This is a genomic window from Pontibacter roseus DSM 17521 (assembly GCF_000373265.1).
GTDB classification, from domain to species: domain Bacteria; phylum Bacteroidota; class Bacteroidia; order Cytophagales; family Hymenobacteraceae; genus Pontibacter; species Pontibacter roseus.
The window spans coordinates 240955-257293 of the sequence record NZ_KB890766.1 but is presented as its reverse complement, the minus strand read 5'-3'; the positions used below and the strand labels follow the sequence as shown (position 1 = coordinate 257293).

At 53.3% G+C, this 16339-nt stretch carries 14 protein-coding genes; 8 read left to right on the top strand and 6 right to left on the bottom strand.

Annotated features, from left to right (window positions below; all coding sequences use genetic code 11):
- Positions 1-79: 79 nt before the first annotated feature.
- Both B051_RS0115440 and B051_RS0115435 read left to right on the top strand, forming a co-directional pair.
- Positions 80-601, top strand: coding sequence for an acyl-CoA thioesterase (locus tag B051_RS0115440; protein WP_018479121.1), 522 nt, complete (start codon positions 80-82; stop codon positions 599-601).
- Positions 602-643: 42 nt separating this feature from the next.
- Positions 644-1279, top strand: coding sequence for an HD domain-containing protein (locus B051_RS0115435; RefSeq protein WP_018479120.1), 636 nt, complete (start codon positions 644-646; stop codon positions 1277-1279).
- 137 nt (positions 1280-1416) lie between these two features.
- Here B051_RS0115435 and B051_RS0115430 read toward each other — a convergent pair whose 3' ends face one another.
- Positions 1417-1806, bottom strand: a complete 390-nt coding sequence (locus B051_RS0115430) for a VOC family protein (protein ID WP_018479119.1) — start codon at positions 1804-1806, stop codon at positions 1417-1419.
- Between the two features lie 101 nt (positions 1807-1907).
- On the bottom strand, positions 1908-3047 hold the full coding sequence (locus tag B051_RS0115425; protein WP_026236445.1) for a putative sensor domain DACNV-containing protein: 1140 nt from the start codon (positions 3045-3047) through the stop codon (positions 1908-1910).
- Between the two features lie 239 nt (positions 3048-3286).
- Between B051_RS0115425 and B051_RS0115420 the strand changes: the two genes are divergently transcribed.
- Positions 3287-3745 (top strand): PaaI family thioesterase, encoded by a 459-nt coding sequence (locus B051_RS0115420; protein WP_018479117.1) that lies wholly within the window; start codon positions 3287-3289, stop codon positions 3743-3745.
- 82 nt (positions 3746-3827) lie between these two features.
- Here the strand turns inward: B051_RS0115420 and B051_RS0115415 are convergent, their stop codons facing one another.
- Positions 3828-5159: a TldD/PmbA family protein gene (locus B051_RS0115415; RefSeq protein WP_018479116.1), complete on the bottom strand. Its 1332-nt coding sequence runs from the start codon at positions 5157-5159 to the stop codon at positions 3828-3830.
- Positions 5160-5337: 178 nt separating this feature from the next.
- On the bottom strand, positions 5338-6969 hold the full coding sequence (locus tag B051_RS0115410) for a TldD/PmbA family protein (protein ID WP_026236444.1): 1632 nt from the start codon (positions 6967-6969) through the stop codon (positions 5338-5340).
- A gap of 385 nt (positions 6970-7354) precedes the next feature.
- On the opposite strand from B051_RS0115410, the gene B051_RS22040 reads away from it, so the two are divergent.
- Entirely contained in the window at positions 7355-7960 is a 606-nt protein-coding gene (locus B051_RS22040) for a hypothetical protein (RefSeq protein ID WP_018479114.1), read from the top strand.
- A 100-nt stretch (positions 7961-8060) separates the two neighbouring features.
- Here B051_RS22040 and B051_RS0115400 read toward each other — a convergent pair whose 3' ends face one another.
- Both B051_RS0115400 and B051_RS0115395 read right to left on the bottom strand, forming a co-directional pair.
- Entirely contained in the window at positions 8061-8576 is a 516-nt protein-coding gene (locus B051_RS0115400; protein WP_157578940.1) for a hypothetical protein, read from the bottom strand.
- A gap of 188 nt (positions 8577-8764) precedes the next feature.
- On the bottom strand, positions 8765-11671 hold the full coding sequence (locus tag B051_RS0115395) for an alpha/beta hydrolase family protein (protein WP_018479112.1): 2907 nt from the start codon (positions 11669-11671) through the stop codon (positions 8765-8767).
- Positions 11672-12580: 909 nt separating this feature from the next.
- On the opposite strand from B051_RS0115395, the gene B051_RS0115390 reads away from it, so the two are divergent.
- The 4 genes from B051_RS0115390 to B051_RS0115375 all read left to right on the top strand — a co-directional run bounded on the left by B051_RS0115390 (position 12581) and on the right by B051_RS0115375 (position 16292).
- Positions 12581-13765 (top strand): acetyl-CoA C-acyltransferase, encoded by a 1185-nt coding sequence (locus B051_RS0115390; RefSeq protein ID WP_018479111.1) that lies wholly within the window; start codon positions 12581-12583, stop codon positions 13763-13765.
- A 127-nt stretch (positions 13766-13892) separates the two neighbouring features.
- Entirely contained in the window at positions 13893-14426 is a 534-nt protein-coding gene (locus tag B051_RS0115385; RefSeq protein ID WP_026236441.1) for a HEAT repeat domain-containing protein, read from the top strand.
- A gap of 33 nt (positions 14427-14459) precedes the next feature.
- Positions 14460-15776 (top strand): toxin-antitoxin system YwqK family antitoxin, encoded by a 1317-nt coding sequence (locus B051_RS0115380; protein WP_018479110.1) that lies wholly within the window; start codon positions 14460-14462, stop codon positions 15774-15776.
- 66 nt (positions 15777-15842) lie between these two features.
- Positions 15843-16292, top strand: a complete 450-nt coding sequence (locus B051_RS0115375; RefSeq protein ID WP_018479109.1) for a GNAT family N-acetyltransferase — start codon at positions 15843-15845, stop codon at positions 16290-16292.
- The last annotated feature ends 47 nt before the right edge of the window (positions 16293-16339 follow it).

The following is a 16339-nucleotide window of genomic DNA, read 5'->3' as shown; positions in this document are numbered from 1 at the left end:
ATAGGAAAAGACACAGGGCGCTGCAGCGGGATTAAATATATAAGAGTGCACATCATTCCTCTAAAAGAAGACTCTGGATATGGAAAGAAACTACGAGAAAATATTGGAGAGCAAAGCGCTCATCCGCTTTGAGGATTGTGACCCTTTCGGGCACCTGAACAATGGCCGATACATTGACTACTACCTGAACGCACGCGAAGACCAGGTGCGCGACAACTACGGCCTCGACATCTACGCGTTGGCGAAGACGACGGGGAAAGCCTGGGTGGTGGCCGCAAACCAGATAGCCTACCTGCGCGAGGTGAAGTACATGGAAACGGTGAAAATCAAAACCTGCCTGCGCTGGTTCACCGGCTCAGACCTGCTGATGGAGGGCCAGATGGTGAACCTGGATACCGGTGCCATCATCTCCGTTATCTGGAGCCGTTTCACGTACATTGATGTGCGCAAAGGCCAAAAGGCCACACATGATGCAGAACTCACCGCACTATTCAGCAAAGTGGCCATATTGGGTGAGGGCAAGCCAGAAGCTTACTTTGAGGACCGGGTAAAGGAGCTGCGCGCACAGTCCGCGGGGTCACAGGCGTTGCCAGAGGCGTAGGCTTTACCTGAAACTCCAACCCAATATAACAACGCGAGAAGCATGAGAGAAAACCTGATGAAAGTGCTGGAGGTGCTCACGCTGGCCGAGAAAATCAAGTGTGAGATGCGCCATAGCTGGCTCTCCAACGGCCGGCAGGAAAGTGTGGCCGAGCATACCTGGCGCATGAGCCTGATGGCCGTTTTGCTGGAGCCATACCTGGAGCACCCGGTAGACATGGCCCGTCTGCTGAAAATGATAATCCTGCATGATTTGGTGGAAGCCGAGGCCGGTGACATACCTGCCTTCAACATAGTGAATGAAGAGACCAGACTGCTGAAGCAGCAGCGCGAACAACAGGCCATTGAGAACCTGCGCCAGCAACTCAGCGCACCTACCGGACAAGAGGTATACGAGCTCTGGCATGAGTTCGAAGACAAGCAAACTTACGAGGCCAAAGTGGCCAACGCTTTGGATAAACTGGAGGTGCAGATACAGCACAACCACGCCGACATGAGCACCTGGATTGAGATAGAACGGGAGTTCGTTTTCCTGATGGGACGCCACACTGCCTTCGACAAAGGACTGGAGGAATTCCGCGCTTTGATAGAGGAAATGTCGGTGCTGAAAATGGAGCAGGCAGGCATCTGCACCACCACCGTCAAAGAGCGAATGATGGCTAAAGGACAGCAGGCTTAGACCATATTTCTATACCTGTACACAACCTACTTTTTCATTCGGAGTATAAGGTATTCATGGTGCAAAATACAACTATGAAAAGGGGGCAGCTAGGTATAGCTGCCTTTGTTTTTTTATAGCCTTTCTGTCTTTGTATACTAGAGTTTTGAATGGGGTGTATGCGCCACCTCCAGCACGAAGCCATTCGGGTCGCGGAAGTCTACGGTATAGTAAGATGCGTTGTAGTGTGGCATCTCCAGCGGTCCCCGGATGATGTCAGCGTTCCTGTTTTGGAGCCACTCCCCCACCTGCTGCACCACCTCCCGACTAGTGGCATGGAAGCAGATGTGTCGCACACCCAGGCTATCGTGCAGAGCCACCGGCATCTCCTTGAAATATACCTCGTGCTGGCCGCAGCTGAAAGACGTGCGGTTGAGCGCATACCAGCCTATCAACGGGAACAGCTCATGGTAGAAACCAAGCGATTCTTCTAGATTTTTCACCCAAAACTCAATGTGGTTTATACCTGGTCCGTAGGTATAGCTCATAACTTTTTCAGCGTTTGTAGGAGCTGCGAAGCTACTGCGAAATAAGCAGTAAGAAAAGTGTAAGATTCTACCCTGAGTCAGGTATACCTGGAGGTTGGCTTTTACAGCAAGAGGGCGTCAATCTGGTGCGCCTGCACCATGTCTTCGCAGGCTGACCAGGTGAAGATGGTGAAGCGCCCATCCTGCGAGGCTACCAAAGCGAGCGCATTCCGCTGGTCGTGCACGAACTGGGCAGCTGACAAGTGGCGCGTTCCTCCGTTCAAAGCAGACGACACCACGGCAGCCACACCACCAATGACAGGCTCGGTCGTCAGAATCTTCTCCACTGGAGCACCCCCCTTCCTTCGCGCGATTTTGGTCCCGAATGCCAGCAGCTCATACCTGTCGTTGATGATAGTGGCTCCATCGATGGCGGTCAGCCCCGCCAGGTTATCCACTTCCTTGCGCAGCGCTTCTTTCCATAGGCTCTGGCTACCAAACTCCACTTGTGACTGTAACAACTCAGCCAGGCCGGTATAGGCAGGTTTCACCGCATACCGGATGGGGTGTATGATGGAGTCATGCCAGGCATAAGTATCGGCCGGCACTATCAGCAGCGAGCCGCCGTGTGCGTGGCGGCGCATGGACACAGCTAACTGCACCAGCACGTTGACGGAGTCGTCTTCGGTGGCACTATCCGAGCTGAGGAGCGATGTGAGCAGGCTCATGCAATCCGGTAGTCTGGCGCTGGACTGGTCCACCATCTTCACTTGGTCCCCTATGAGCACGGCTACGTTCGAGAACTTGCCAAAGCCCTGCTTGCGCCTGTACTTGACAACCAGCAAACCCGGCTCCGAGACATCCAACACAAAACAGAAGTTGGGGAGGTTTTGCGTGGAGCCCCAGATGTAGAGTTGTCCTTCCTCCTCCCATACCCCCAAATGAATGCCGGGCCGCTCCACACCCGGCGCCATTTTGGTGAGCGTGTAAGACGAGAACGGGAGGCGCTCCTCAAGTAAGAGTGGCATACTGGCTTCCTCTGGCGGCAGGTATGCCAGCGAAATTTTAGGCGAATACCCTTCCTCCCTCCGCAGGCTCGCCCAAAAGGCACGGTCTATCATCGTCTCGATGGTCTGTTTGGAGGGAGCCTGCGCCAGACGCTCCTCCCCTTTCTGCCGGGCCTCGTTGAGCTGTGCTTCGAAGTGTTCCTGCACACCGGCCGACACCATTCGCGCTGCCCGGTACGTTGCTTCTCCTGTCATGGTATTGGTTTACGGTCAGGAGTCAGAATGTTTCCTGAAGAAGGCGACCAGATTGTCGTTTATCTTTCTGTCGGTGCCCTATGTGGGGGTACGTCCTGAAATTTGCCAGTACGTTGCTCTTTCGGTATAGCAACAGGCTATAGCTGAATGAGAGCTTTCCTTAGAAAAACTGACCAGATTTTTAGCGTATACATCCGGCCATTGTATATACTTGCTTTCGCAACTATCCCCTACTTACCATGATACCTGAAACGCACTACCGCCGCCTGGAGCACCTCTACCACCAGGCCAACGTCCAAAGCCTGTTGCCGGGCAGCACCATCTCCGTCACCCACGGACAGGCAGAACTCACGCTTCCTGTTGACTCCAAGTACTTCCATGGGGCGCAATCCATTCATGGCTCCATCTACTTCAAGCTGCTCGACGATGCCGCCTATTTTGCAGTGGCTTCGCTGGTGCAGGATGTTTTCATTGTCACCTCATCCTTCCAACTCAACCTGCTGCGCCCTGTCAGCAGCGGACAGCTAAGAGCCGTCGGTAAAGTTCGTTCCGTCTCCAAAAACCTCTTTACCGCCGAGTCCACCTTGTACAACGACAAGGGCAAGGAAGTCGCCTTCGGCACTGGTCAGTTCATGCGGACGGCACAGCCGCTGCAGAGCCTGGAAGGGTATATGGAAGGTAGTGGGTTAGAGAGCTGAAACTAAAAAACCGCCCGGTAATCCCGATGCGGCTTTAGCGTTTCATAGCGAAAAGGCACTCTTAAAAAATCATTCCCAACGCTTATACAGCGTCAGAGAGGCTGCTGAAAGTAAAGTCACGCACCTTCAGCGGGGGCAGGATGTAGTTGATGTTTGACTCACCACTTACGACCCGCTCCGGGCGTCCCATCTCCTCCAAATTGTTGAGCATAATGATGGGACTTTCGTTGAAACGGAAGTTCTTCACCGGATGTTTTATTTTTCCATTCTCAATTAAAAAGGTACCATCGCGGGTGAGGCCCGTGAGCAGCAATGTCTGCGGGTCTACGGAGCGGATGTACCACAGACGCGTCACCAGGATGCCGCGTTTCGTGTTCTTAATCATGTCTTCTAGCGAAGCGTTGCCGCCTTCCATCAGGGCGTTGTTCGGCATAGGTATACCCTTTACGCCTTTCTTCTCGGCCCAGTAGCGGGAGGAGTACAGATTCTTCACCACACCGTTTTCAATCCAGTTCACCTTCTCCACAGGCCTGCCATCGGCGCTCCAGGTGGCGGTGGGCAGTTCAGGGTGCGTAGGGTCCGAATAAATGTTCACTTTCGCGTCCACGAGCTTCTCCCCTATCTTGGTTTTGCCTCCCTGCTTGCTCATAAAACTGCGGCCCTCGTCGGCGTTGCGGGCATCCATGTTGAAGAACATGTTCTCCAGCAAGACCGCCACCGCGGCCGGCTCCAGAATCACGGTATACTTTCCCGGCTCCAGCGCCACGGCCTTGGCAGAGCCTTCTGCCTTGTCCATGGCTATTTTGGAGGCGGTTGCCGTGTTCAGTTTCGAGATGTCGTTATACCCGCGGGAGGCGTAGCCTGAGCCGGTTCCCGCCTCGTTGCGCACTGTCACCGAGAACTCCACATCGGTGGCGGGGTGATAGGCGAATAACCCTTTGGAATTAAGCATGGCTTGGAAGCCAGCGTTGTGCTGGAGATAGCCGGCAGCCTTGAGTTTGCGCTCGCGTGCTGGCAGGATACTGGCCGCTGCCGCCTCTGCGCGCTGCTGTGGTGTGAAGCCTGCCGTGCTCTTGAAGAAGGCATTGGAGGTCTGGTATTTCTGCGGCCCCAGTATGGGCATGTACTCTGGATTTTCGGGCGCCAGCTGAGCCAGTTCCTCTGAGCGCCGCACCACTTTTTCCAGCGACGCGTCATCAAACTCATTGATGGTGGCTATACCTGTTTTCTTGCCGAAGGCGGAGTTTACCACCAGGCTCGTGGTGCTGTTCTCGCCGCTCGTAGACACGGCATTGTTGGCGTACCGGATGTTGCCGCTGTTGCTGCCCTGCAGGTTCACGACACACTCATCGGCCTTAGAGAACTTCAGCACCTTCTGCATGATTTCCCGAGCCTGCTGTTCTGTGTATATCATAATTTGAGTTATGAGTCTTGAGTTCTGAGTTTTGAGATGTCTTCCATTTGTGACTAATAATCACCGGCCAATCAAATTCGTGTAAATCGCGAGTTTCTGAAGAAGGAAATCCGGAGATGTAATACCATGTATGTTTCAGGTATAACTCGAGACTCAGAACTCAGAACTCAAGACTCATTTAGATTTTCCGTGCTGTGTTGATGACGTTCACGCCATTGAAGCGGGTGGTGGCGCTGCCGTGCGACACGGCGCTGACCTGCATCGGTTGGCCTTTGCCATCGAAGAAGGAGCCGCCCAACCGGTAGTCGCGCTCGTCGCAGATGGCGGCGCAGGAGTTCCAGAATTCCTGGGTGTTGCTCTGGTAGGCCACATCGCGCAGCTGCCCGGCAATCTGCCCGTCCTTAATCTCATAGTAGAGCTGCCCACCGAACTGGAAGTTGTAGCGCTGCTGGTCAATGGAAAAAGAGCCGTCGCCGATGATATAGATACCTTTCTTCACGTCCTTTATCATGTCCTGCACGCTCAACGGGTTCTTTCCCGCGGCCAGTGACACGTTCGGCATACGCTGGAACTGCACCGAACTCCAGCTGTCGGCGTAGCAGCATCCATGCGATTCCTTCTCTCCGATAATGTGCGCCTGGTCGCGGGTGGCCTGGTAGTTCACCAGCGTACCGTCCTTCACCAAGTCCCACTGCTTCGTTTTCACGCCCTCATCGTCAAACCCGACGGCGCCAAGAGAACCGGGCTGTATCTTATCGGCGAACAGTGTGACCTGCTTGCTACCGTAGTTGAAGTTCTTGCTTTTCCACTTGTCTAGTGTCGCAAAAGAGGTTCCGGCGAAGTTGGCCTCGTAGCCCAACACGCGGTCCAGCTCCAGCGGGTGCCCCACCGACTCGTGTATGGTCAGCCAGAGGTGCGAGGGGTCGAGCACCAGGTCGTATTTGCCTGCCTCGACTGACTTTGCTTTCAACTTCTCCACAGCCTGCTTTCCGGCGGCGGCGGCATCCTCGAGCATGTCGTAGTGTTTGCCGTAGAGGGTGGTCACGCTGGCGATTTTGCTTTCCTTGCGGCCGTCCAAATATTCATAGCCCATGCCCATAGGGGCACTCAGAGACTGGCGCGTCTCAAACTTACCGGAGGCCGGGTCAATGGCCGTAGCCGTGAAAACAGGCCAGATGCGGTGCACGTCCTGGTCGATATAAGAGCCGTCGGTGGAAGCTAAGTATTTCTGCTCGTTCACCAGGAAGAGCAGGGAGTTCATGTAGTTGGCCCCGTTCTTCATAGCGGCTGCGTTGGCAGCCAGCAACAGGTCAGCCTTCTCCTTGATAGGTATAGCCAGCGCATTTTTCTCGATTGGTGTTTTCCAACTCACCTCGCCATAGCCTTTCTGCGGCGCCAGCTGCACGGGCTGCTCCAGCAGCTTGGCATTGGCTTTGGCAATGGCGACGGCCTGCTTGGCCATGGCCGCTATGTTGTCCTTGGTGATGTTGTCGGCCGCCACGAAGCCCCAGGCACCGTCTGCTATCACGCGTATACCTGCGCCGTAGGATTCGGTGTTCACCGTGTTCTCCACTTTGTTGTCGCGGGTGATGACGTACTGGTTGAGGTAGCGCCCAATGCGTATATCGGCGTAGGTGGCGCCACTGGAGCGGGCGGAATTCAAAGCCACGTCTGCCAATTGCTTCTTCAGCGCGACATCCATCTGCCCCAATAGGGCCTCCGGCGCGACGGCATTCCCCAGTACAGGTATAGGCAGCATGAGCGCTCCCGCCCCCATCCCTGCCAGATACATAAAATCACGACGTCTCAAGCTTCTTTTCCATTAGTGAACAGATTTTCGAAACTAAATAACGGCTTTTACAAATACAAGTTTTTATTAAAATTTAACAAGTAATGAAATTTCGTACTTCCCCTGGATTTGCATTTAAGGTGAGTTTATAGTGGGTTCTCCTTCTTGGGAGATTATCCGCTCAGACTCACATTATTTTGAGCCTATGCTATACCCTACTGAGGGCTTAATACTTTGTATGTTACAACATTTAATCTACTGGCGTTAAAGCTGGATTTTCTGCTTACTCAATAAACAATCAGCTTTACTATTAAATTAAGGTTTTCTACCCAATGTAACTAAACAATTTTCTAATTGGTTGATTATACCTCGTAAGTAGTTTATATAAAATAAATACAAAATAATTATGAAAAACTTTAGCAAAAAATCAACCAGCATTCTGGCCGCCGTTGCCATGCTTTTCTCTTTTACTGCCTGTGAGCAAAATGAGGTGACTCCTGATGCAAGCATGTCCGCACAAGGCGTGGCGGAAGCTCATAAAACCAAGTCCATGAACCTGAACCAAACCTACACGGTGGAGTTGATGGAACTCAACAATTCGGGAGTGAGCGGCATGGCTACGATTGAACTGACTGGAGATATGGTGGACGTACATTTGCAAGCCGCTGGACTGACACCAAACATGGAGCACATGCAGCACATCCATGGCTTTACTGACAGTAACAAGAATGCTGTTTGCCCACCAATGTCTGCCGACACAGATGGAGATGGGCTGATTAGTCTGGTAGAGGGCGTTCCCTATTATGGACCAGTCCTGCTGGCACTCACTCCATACCCTACAGCCGACGCGGCCGGAAGCGTGAATTTCATGCGTGACTACGGCATCTCCAAAGTCGTGCGCCCGCTGCAGAACAACGTCATCGTGTTGCACGGCATGTATGTGGACGGCGTATATGATGCGACCATTCCAGTGGCCTGTGGTCAACTAAAGGTTATGAACAGAGGCAATTAATTCTGTTTACAACCCTACAGCACAACGGGCCGCTCCTTATGGGAGCGGCCCGTTGTGCTGTAGGGCTTATGAGTATGATATTGCAAGGCACAAGTGCGAGTCAAGCTGACACTATTTTCCTGGAACGAACCTGAAAGGCCGCTGGCTTCCATTGGCTTCTTGTAGCTGCTATGGTCAACAGTATAATAGCGGAGGAAAGCACAGGCAGCAATCCAATAGGGTTGAGCGGGAAGATAGGCAGGCTCAGTAAGATGATGCTCCAGCTAACCAGCATCAGTTGGCCGTGCACATAATATTTTCCCCGGCTCATCAGGCGTATGCGGCTGAGCTGGAAAGTGCTCAAAGCGGTGAAGGTAATCCCCATCAGTAGCATCGAGTAGAAGTGGAACGTGTATACAAACGTACCTGCCAGCATGCGCTCTATGTTCACTGCCAATACCGCGATGATGTGGGTCAGCCAGTTGAACAAGCCCCACAACGCCGCCACATTGACGAGCAACAAAGGAAACCTTTTGATAGCTGTAGACCTGTTGCGATACCAGAGACTGGTAAGCCTCCAACCCGCCACTATAGCCAGTACGACAAGGCCGGAATCAATGAGAACTGTGTTATCCATACATGCACCTAAGTTTGGTTAAAACGATTCGCAAACTTAGTTAAAGTTAAATTTTAACACCTATAGTCATACTTCATGAATTGTTAATGGAGCTGCCTGAAGGGTGAAAGTGCTGAAACAGCAGGCATAAAAAAGGGGGAACAGCCAATTGGCTGCTCCCCCTTTGTATGTTCTTGTCAACTCTTTCGTTACTCCTTCGGTGCGGAAGACACTTGTGGCTCTATCAGTTCGAAGCCGTATTCTTTACCTTTTTGCAAGGACGGTACCCCCTGTTCCATCCACTTCGGAACTGGGGCACCTTTGAGGTAGTGGTCGAAGAACTGTGACATGCGCACCGACAAATCTTTGCGGTTCTTACGCTGCACCAGGTTGTGGTCCTCTTCGTTGTAAACCAGCATCCATACTGGCTTGTTGAGGCGACGCAGCGCCATGAAGTATTCTATACCCTGGTACCACGGCACGGCACCATCCTGGTCGTTGTGCATGATGAGGAGCGGTGTCTTCACACGGTCTGCGTAGAAGAGCGGCGAGTTCTCGATGAACTGCATCGGCTTCTCCCAAAGCGTGCCCCCGATGCGGCTCTGCGTGCGCTCGTACTGGAACTGCCGGCTCAGGCCCGTGCCCCAGCGTATGCCGCCGTAAGCGGAAGTCATGTTTGACACCGGTGCGCCAGCCATGGCGGCCTTGAACATGTTGGTGCGCGTCACCATGTAGGCAATCTGGTAACCGCCCCAGCTCTGCCCCTGCAGCGCCATGTTCTTGTCATCCACAAAACCCTGCGCCACCAGGCTCTGCACACCCGGTATAATGCAGTCCATGGCGCTCTCACCTGGGTAACCGTCGGTATAGACGATGTCTGGCACGAACACCAGGTAATCGTTGCTCACAAAGTAAGGAATGTTGATGGTGGAGGCGCTCGGAGCGGGCTGTCGGTGCATGTACAGTCCATCAGAAGAGCGCTCGTAGAAGTACACCAACATCGGGTATTTCCTGTTCGGGTCGAAGTTCTCCGGCTTGAACAGCAGGCCCTCCAGTGGCACGCCGTCCGTCGATTTCCAATTCACCAACTCCACGTTGCCCCAGCGGTACTCGCTCATCTGCGGGTTGGCATTGCTCAGCTTCTCCGGATTGGCAAAGGTCAGGTCTGAGGTATAGAGGTCGCTGTATTCCCTGAAGTTGCCGCGGCGGAAAGTGATGCGGTCTGCGTACTTCGCCTTGCGGAAAGCCAGGTAAGAGTTGGGTGACATTACCAGTTTAGTAGGCTGCACTTTCTTGCTCACCTCGTCACGGAAAAAACCGGCTGTCTTGTCGCCGTAGTGGAAAGCGCTCAGGTATAGCGAAGCATTCTCCGGAATGAATTTCTGCTCATTATCGAGTTGCTCGTAGCGCAGGCGCAGCTTGTTCGTGCGGCCGTAATTGTCGGTCAGGTTCTCCGGTGCTTTCTTGCCGCTCGGGTCCAGTTTCCAGATGTCGAAGCGGTCGTATACCAGCAGGTAGCTGTCTTTCTCTACCCAACCGGCTGCGTCGTAGGAACCCGGCAAAACGGGCATGTCGTTGTCTTCTTCATAGAACGGCACGCCTATGCCCTTGGTCAGGTTCAGGTTTGACCTATTTTTGACAGACAAGGTATGCCAGCTGCTGTCGGTAGGCTCATACCAGTACACGTACTGCCCCTGCGGCGACAGGCGCGGGAAGCCGCGCGTCTCAGTGAGTATCTGCTTCTTCGTGCCTTTCTTGAGGTCAATCAGATAGGCGTCTTTCCGGGTGGGGGTGTCGTAGCCGATGGTCAGCTTGTACTTCTCGTCGCTCACGCCCAGCGCCACGTCGCTTTGCCCGTAGGCGTCCATGTATACGTCCGGCATCTCGAGGGTGGCCAGCTGCTGCATCTTCTTCCCTTTGAAGTCATACATGGCCAGGAAAGAGCGCTTCTGGTCGCGGGTCAGCTGCTTGAGCTGCATGGGCTGTATCAGCGGGTCTTTGTAAGACCAGATATCTAGGTTCACTTTTTCCTCCTCCAGCTTGGTGGTGTCTTTCTCGTAGCGTGTCGGGCGTGGGAAGGTGCCGAAAAACAGGCGCTTGCCGTCTTCGGAGAAGTTCAGGTTGCCGTGCTCGCTCACCATCCATGCGGCCGGCATACCTTTAGACACGGTGTCAGCCAGTGTGATGGCTTTGTTGTCTTTCCGGTTCCAGTAGAAGAGGCTGAAGTAGCGGATTTCGGCGCCCACGGTGTCTTTGGTCGCCACGTAAGCCAGCTGCTCGCCTGCCTTGTCGGTGCTGATACCTTTGTAGGTCACTTTGCCGGTATCAATGGGCATCACCTGCAGGTTGGCGGTGTTGAAGGCGTATACCCCGGCTGTGTGCAGCGAGTCCAGTTCGTCTTTTACGAAGTAGAGCATGTTGCCTTTCTCGGAGAACAGGTAATCTACTACCCGGTTGAATTTGTGCTCCTGCCCTGTCTGCAGGTTGCGCAGCACCAGCTCCGTTCCTTCTGATTTCTTCTGCTTTGGTTTGGCCGCCGGTTTGGCTGCCGCCGTTTTTTGAGCCGATGCCTTCTCAGCCTCAGGTATAGCCGGTTCAGTTTTCGGCTCTTCTTTTTTAGCGGCTTCTTTCTTGGCCGGCACCGGCTTCTCCAGTTGGTAGGCTACCCAGTTGCTTCCCTCCTTTGGCAGCTTATAGGATTTCACGCGGGGCACTTTCACCACGCTCATGTTCTCCAGCGCCACAATGGCGAGTGAGTCTTTGGGCAAATCGTCGCCTTTTTTCTTCTTCAGCTTGAGCGCGCGCACCTTGTTATACTCCGGCAGAATCTGGAACACGGCGTAGCGGCTGTCGTTGGTGAACTCCGCTTTGGTGCCGCGGCTGAAGGTTTGCATGGCTTTGGTGGCGTAGCTCTTGATGTAGAGGGCACCGTCGCCTTCCTGCGGGTCCACGTTGAAGAGCACGTATTGGCCGTTGTGGGAGATTTTGTCTCCGTTCACGCCTTTCCAGCTGTCGTACACGTCGTGGGTGAGTGGTTTCTTGGGGGCTTGCTGCTGTGCCTGGGCCTGCGTGATGCCAGCTCCGAGCAGCGCCATCCACAATAGGAGGTTCTTCATTGCAAAGGTATAGCTAAGGATAAGCGGATTGTTTTGTTTTTTAAAAGTAAGGATTTTCTGGCAAATGCGGTTCAAGTCTTAGAGGCTCCTGCAGAAGGAAGGTTTAATGGAGTATACTTTTTGCTCATATAAATGGGGGTTGTCTCATTGCCTGTGCGGACTGATTGCTTACAAGCTGCTTTTGAACTGTTGCTCCGGCTTTTGCTACTTGCCCACTGAGTTGTTGTATAGCCTGCCCTGGCCGGGCGGGCCTTACTTTTTTCCTTGATGAGAATCGAGGGCCCCTACCCCCAAAGTAAGCAAAAGAATCAAGACGCTCCTTTCTCGAGGGCCCCTACCCCCACTCGCTGAACGCTCGAACAGTGGAGCGTCAGAGGGTGCACCGCGCTCAGGCCGCTGCCACTTAGCTACAGTGGAAGCTCTCCCCTTGAGGGGAGCAAGAGGGGTGTTAAGGCTATACCTGGACTTCTCCTGCCATACCTTCCACTCCATTCTCCTATTTCTGTCATTCCGACGAAAGGAGGAATCTGTTACCCTACCCGCCGCCGGTGCGAGCGCAGCGGGAAACGGCGGTGAAACATGAGAGCTAGTTATAAAGGAAGCTCACAAAAAGCCGCATCTGCGCTGACGCTGGATTCGCTACCGGAAGAGTAATAGATTCCTCCTTTCGTCGGAATGACAACAATGAAAAGGAATGACAGTTAGGGCAGGGGGATGACAATCGTTCCCCATCCGCCTTGGAAAGAAAGGGCAGCTGAACCTAGCTCAGTAACCGATATCCCCTACCTCAACACTTTCACCAAGAAGCCGTTAATCCACACAAATCGCCTTTACCCTAACGATTGTTTGGTTTTCAGCCTGAATCCTGATAAATTCACACTCTATAAAACTATTAGACACAATATCACTATGCAAATCAAAGAAGTATATATCATTTCGGCTGTTCGCACCCCGATTGGCAGCTTTGGCGGGGCTTTCGCTAGCCTTTCCGCTACGGACCTGGGTGCAGCCGCTATCAAAGGCGCTCTCGAGAGAGCCGGTGTGGACAAGAGCCTTGTGCAGGAAGTGATTATGGGCAATGTACTGTCCGCTAACGTAGGGCAGGCTCCCGCGCGCCAGGCGGCTGTGAAGGCTGGTCTGGGTTATGAGGTGGAGTGTACGACTGTGAATAAGGTGTGCGCATCTGGCACCAAAGCCATCATGTTCGCGGCGCAGGCCATCATGCTGGGCCACAAAGACATCATCGTGGCAGGTGGTATGGAAAGCATGTCCAATGTGCCTTATTACCTCGACAAAGCCCGCTTCGGAGCCAAGATGGGCCACGGCCAGATGATTGACGGTCTGGTGAAGGACGGTCTGTGGGACGTATACAACGACTTCCACATGGGTAACGCGGCTGAGAACACCGCCCGCGAAATGAAAATCACCCGTGAAATGCAGGATGAATATGCAACGCAGTCTTACAAGAAAGTGGCTGCCGCCGCAGAGGCCGGCCTGCTCAAGGACGAAATCATTCCTATAGAGATTCCGCAGCGTGGCAAAGACCCTATCCTGGTGACAGAGGACGAAGAATTCAGAAAGGTCAACTTCGAGAAGATGGCCGGTCTGCGCCCTGTGTTCGACAAGGAAGGCACTGTGACGGCCGCCAACGCCTCTACTTTGAACGACGGCGCTGCTGCCCTCCTGCTCATGAGCAAAGAGATGGCTGAAGAGCTGGGTGTGAAGCCGATTGCTAAAATCCGTGGCTTCGCAGATGCAGAGCAGGACCCTATCTGGTTCACAACCACACCAGCCCTGGCTATACCTAAAGCGCTGAAAAACGCAGGTGTAACACCAGAGGAAGTGGATTTCTATGAAATCAACGAGGCCTTCTCGGTGGTGTCCATCGCCAACAACCAGAAGCTCGGTTTGGAAGGCGGCAACGTGAACGTGTTCGGTGGTGCGGTCTCCCTGGGTCACCCACTTGGCGCCTCCGGAGCCCGCATCGTGGCTACGCTTTGCAACGTGCTCGACAAAAAAGGTGGAAAAATCGGTGTGACCGGTATCTGCAACGGCGGTGGCGGCGCGTCTGCCCTCGTGATTGAGAAAATGTAATTCGCCGGTAACGGTATATTTTTTGCAGGAAGCCCTACGTTAGGACGTAGGGCTTCTTTGCTTATAACTTCGCCTGTATAGTAAACTGTTTCTTATACTTTTGGTGTTTACCTCTACTAAAGAACGCATGTCATTAGAGATTGAACTGGCTAAATTTTGGGAGTGGGCTAACATGACGCCCGACACCTATACAGAGAACAGAGGGCTGGGAGAATGGGAAGTGGAGTACCCTGCCTGGGACGAGCTGTACAAAGCGGCGAATGAGGCACTGGAACAGCTTGACCGCGATTTCGACCACGATTTAGCCCAGTTCCTCGTTTATGCGCTGGCGATAGATAATGAGTCGGGACGGGTACTGAGGAGCGTAGAGGAGAAACTGGAGAACAAGCTTCGGTTTGTGCGAAAGGCTGTTTATTCTGACCAACCGCAGGCCAGGTGGCAAATGGCCGAACTGCTTGGAAACACAGAAGTAGAGGGTGGTGAAAAGATGCTCCTGCACCTGATTAACCAGGAAGACGACAAGTATGTCATCAGAAGAGCCTTGATGAGCCTGAGCAAAGTCAACCACGCAAAAGCGGTTGAGTTGGCGCAGAAATATGTAAGAGACGCAGACCCCTTCCTGAAATTAGTCGCTAAAGAGATTACCAAAAAGAAGGTATAGCCTTCTACCCTAGTAACCGTAATATTTATTCCTATGCCAAAATTCCTTTCCACTTTGCTGGTACTGGCGCTGGTGCAGACAGCGGCATACGCGCAGACGAAAGTCACCACCTTCCACGACGAGGCCATGACCGCCGTCAAGGAGGTATACTTCATCACTCCCGATTCCTCCATAGTAGGCCACTATACCCGCTACTACCCTACCGGAGAGCGGGAGGCATTCGCCAAGTTCGTGGAGGGCAAGAAAGACAGTGTCTTCACGGAGTTCTACCCCAATGGCAAACCCAAGCTGCAGGTAACCTATGTGCAGGACCAGAAGCAGGGTCCGTTCAGGGCCTTCCACCCGGACGGTCGCCTCTTGCAAGAAGGCAGCTATGACAAAGACCAGCAGAGCGACGTGTTCCGCACCTTCTATGCCGATGGCTCCGTCCGCAAAGAAACCTCTTTTGTCAACGGCTTTCCCGAAGGACTGGTGCGCGAGTATTATCCGAACGGCAAACTCAAATCAGAGATAACCTATAGCAACAGCAAGCAGAACGGACCTGCCAAAACCTATTTCGAGAACGGCAACCTGGAGACAGACGCCACCTACCGCAACGGCATGCTGGAGGGCTCCTATAAAACCTACCACGACAACGGCCAGTTGGAGACAGAGGTGGTGAACGTGGCGGGCCAGCGCAATGGCAGCTTCAAGAGCTACTACCGCAGCGGCAAGTTGAGCACTGAGGGCAGCTTCGTGTCCGGCAAGATGCACGGTCCCTCCAAATCCTACTTCGAGAGCGGGAAACCCAGAGGTATGGTCACCTACCGCAACGGACAGATACAAGGCCTTTCGCAGGTGTTCTATGAAGACGGCAAACTCAAGGAGGAAGGAACTTACAGCAATAACGGCGACGACCGCAAAATCACCACCTACTACCCTTCCGGAAATATAAAGGCAGAAGAGCAGTATAAGAACAAGCTGCGCACCGGCAACTGGAAAGAATATTTTGACGAGCCCGGCAAAAAGGTATCGGTGGCCGAAAGCTACAACGCCGACAAACTGGTAGGCGAGCGCCTGGTGTACCACGAGAATGGTCAAATCAAAGAGAAGTACAAATACGAGAGCGGGAAAATCCTCAGCAGCCAGGAGTTCTACCCAAGCGGTAAACTGAAGTCCGAGACGAGCTACAAGGATGGGTTACGCTTCGGTTCGCACAAGCAGTACTTCGAGGATGGAAAAGTGGAGGTATTGGGCCAGCACCGCAACAACAAAGCCACCGGCACCTGGAAGTACCACAACCCGGAAGGCAAGGTATACAACACCATCCTGTACCGTAACGGTGCGGTCGTGGAAGAGAAATCAAAGTAAACCACCTTACTCATAATCTCATAAACCCTTGCTCAACAGGCAAGGGTTTTTTGTTTATCTTAGACGATGCACTACAGAGAAGCCAACACCGCCGACATACCCCAGCTCCAACTCGTCCGCCACTCCGTCAGGGAAAATATCCTGTCAGACCCTGCATTGGTGACTGACGAACTCTGTGCGCTATATCTGACCGAGCGCGGTAAAGGGTGGGTATGCGAAGTGGATGGTCAGGTGACGGGGTTCTCTATCGTGGACCTGCAGAACCACAACGTGTGGGCGCTTTTCCTGAGACCGGAGCACGAAGGCCAAGGTATAGGCAAGTGCCTCCACGACCTGATGCTGGACTGGTACTTCCGGAAGACGAAAGAAACCATCTGGCTGGGCACAGACCCCGGCACCAGGGCCGCGCTATTTTACCGAAAGCAGGGCTGGAAAGAAGTTGGCCTGCATGGCAAAGGGGAAATCAAATTTGAGATGTCGTATGCGGTATGGCAGGCAAAGAAGCCTGCACTTTAGGTCACGCGAGCCCCTCCATATTCACCTCGGCTATACCTTAGCAGCCT

Bases quoted from the DNA above. Each gene is read 5' to 3' on its own strand.
- B051_RS0115400 (WP_157578940.1), bottom strand. From the start codon at position 8,576: ATGGATAACACAGTTCTCATTGATTCCGGCCTTGTCGTACTGGCTATA.
- B051_RS0115390 (WP_018479111.1), top strand. From the start codon at position 12,581: ATGCAAATCAAAGAAGTATATATCATTTCGGCTGTTCGCACCCCGATT.
- B051_RS0115395 (WP_018479112.1), bottom strand. From the start codon at position 11,671: ATGAAGAACCTCCTATTGTGGATGGCGCTGCTCGGAGCTGGCATCACG.
- B051_RS0115430 (WP_018479119.1), bottom strand. From the start codon at position 1,806: ATGAGCTATACCTACGGACCAGGTATAAACCACATTGAGTTTTGGGTG.
- B051_RS0115420 (WP_018479117.1), top strand. From the start codon at position 3,287: ATGATACCTGAAACGCACTACCGCCGCCTGGAGCACCTCTACCACCAG.
- B051_RS0115425 (WP_026236445.1), bottom strand. From the start codon at position 3,047: ATGACAGGAGAAGCAACGTACCGGGCAGCGCGAATGGTGTCGGCCGGT.
- B051_RS0115435 (WP_018479120.1), top strand. From the start codon at position 644: ATGAGAGAAAACCTGATGAAAGTGCTGGAGGTGCTCACGCTGGCCGAG.
- B051_RS0115375 (WP_018479109.1), top strand. From the start codon at position 15,843: ATGCACTACAGAGAAGCCAACACCGCCGACATACCCCAGCTCCAACTC.
- B051_RS22040 (WP_018479114.1), top strand. From the start codon at position 7,355: ATGAAAAACTTTAGCAAAAAATCAACCAGCATTCTGGCCGCCGTTGCC.
- B051_RS0115440 (WP_018479121.1), top strand. From the start codon at position 80: ATGGAAAGAAACTACGAGAAAATATTGGAGAGCAAAGCGCTCATCCGC.
- B051_RS0115385 (WP_026236441.1), top strand. From the start codon at position 13,893: ATGTCATTAGAGATTGAACTGGCTAAATTTTGGGAGTGGGCTAACATG.
- B051_RS0115380 (WP_018479110.1), top strand. From the start codon at position 14,460: ATGCCAAAATTCCTTTCCACTTTGCTGGTACTGGCGCTGGTGCAGACA.
- B051_RS0115415 (WP_018479116.1), bottom strand. From the start codon at position 5,159: ATGATATACACAGAACAGCAGGCTCGGGAAATCATGCAGAAGGTGCTG.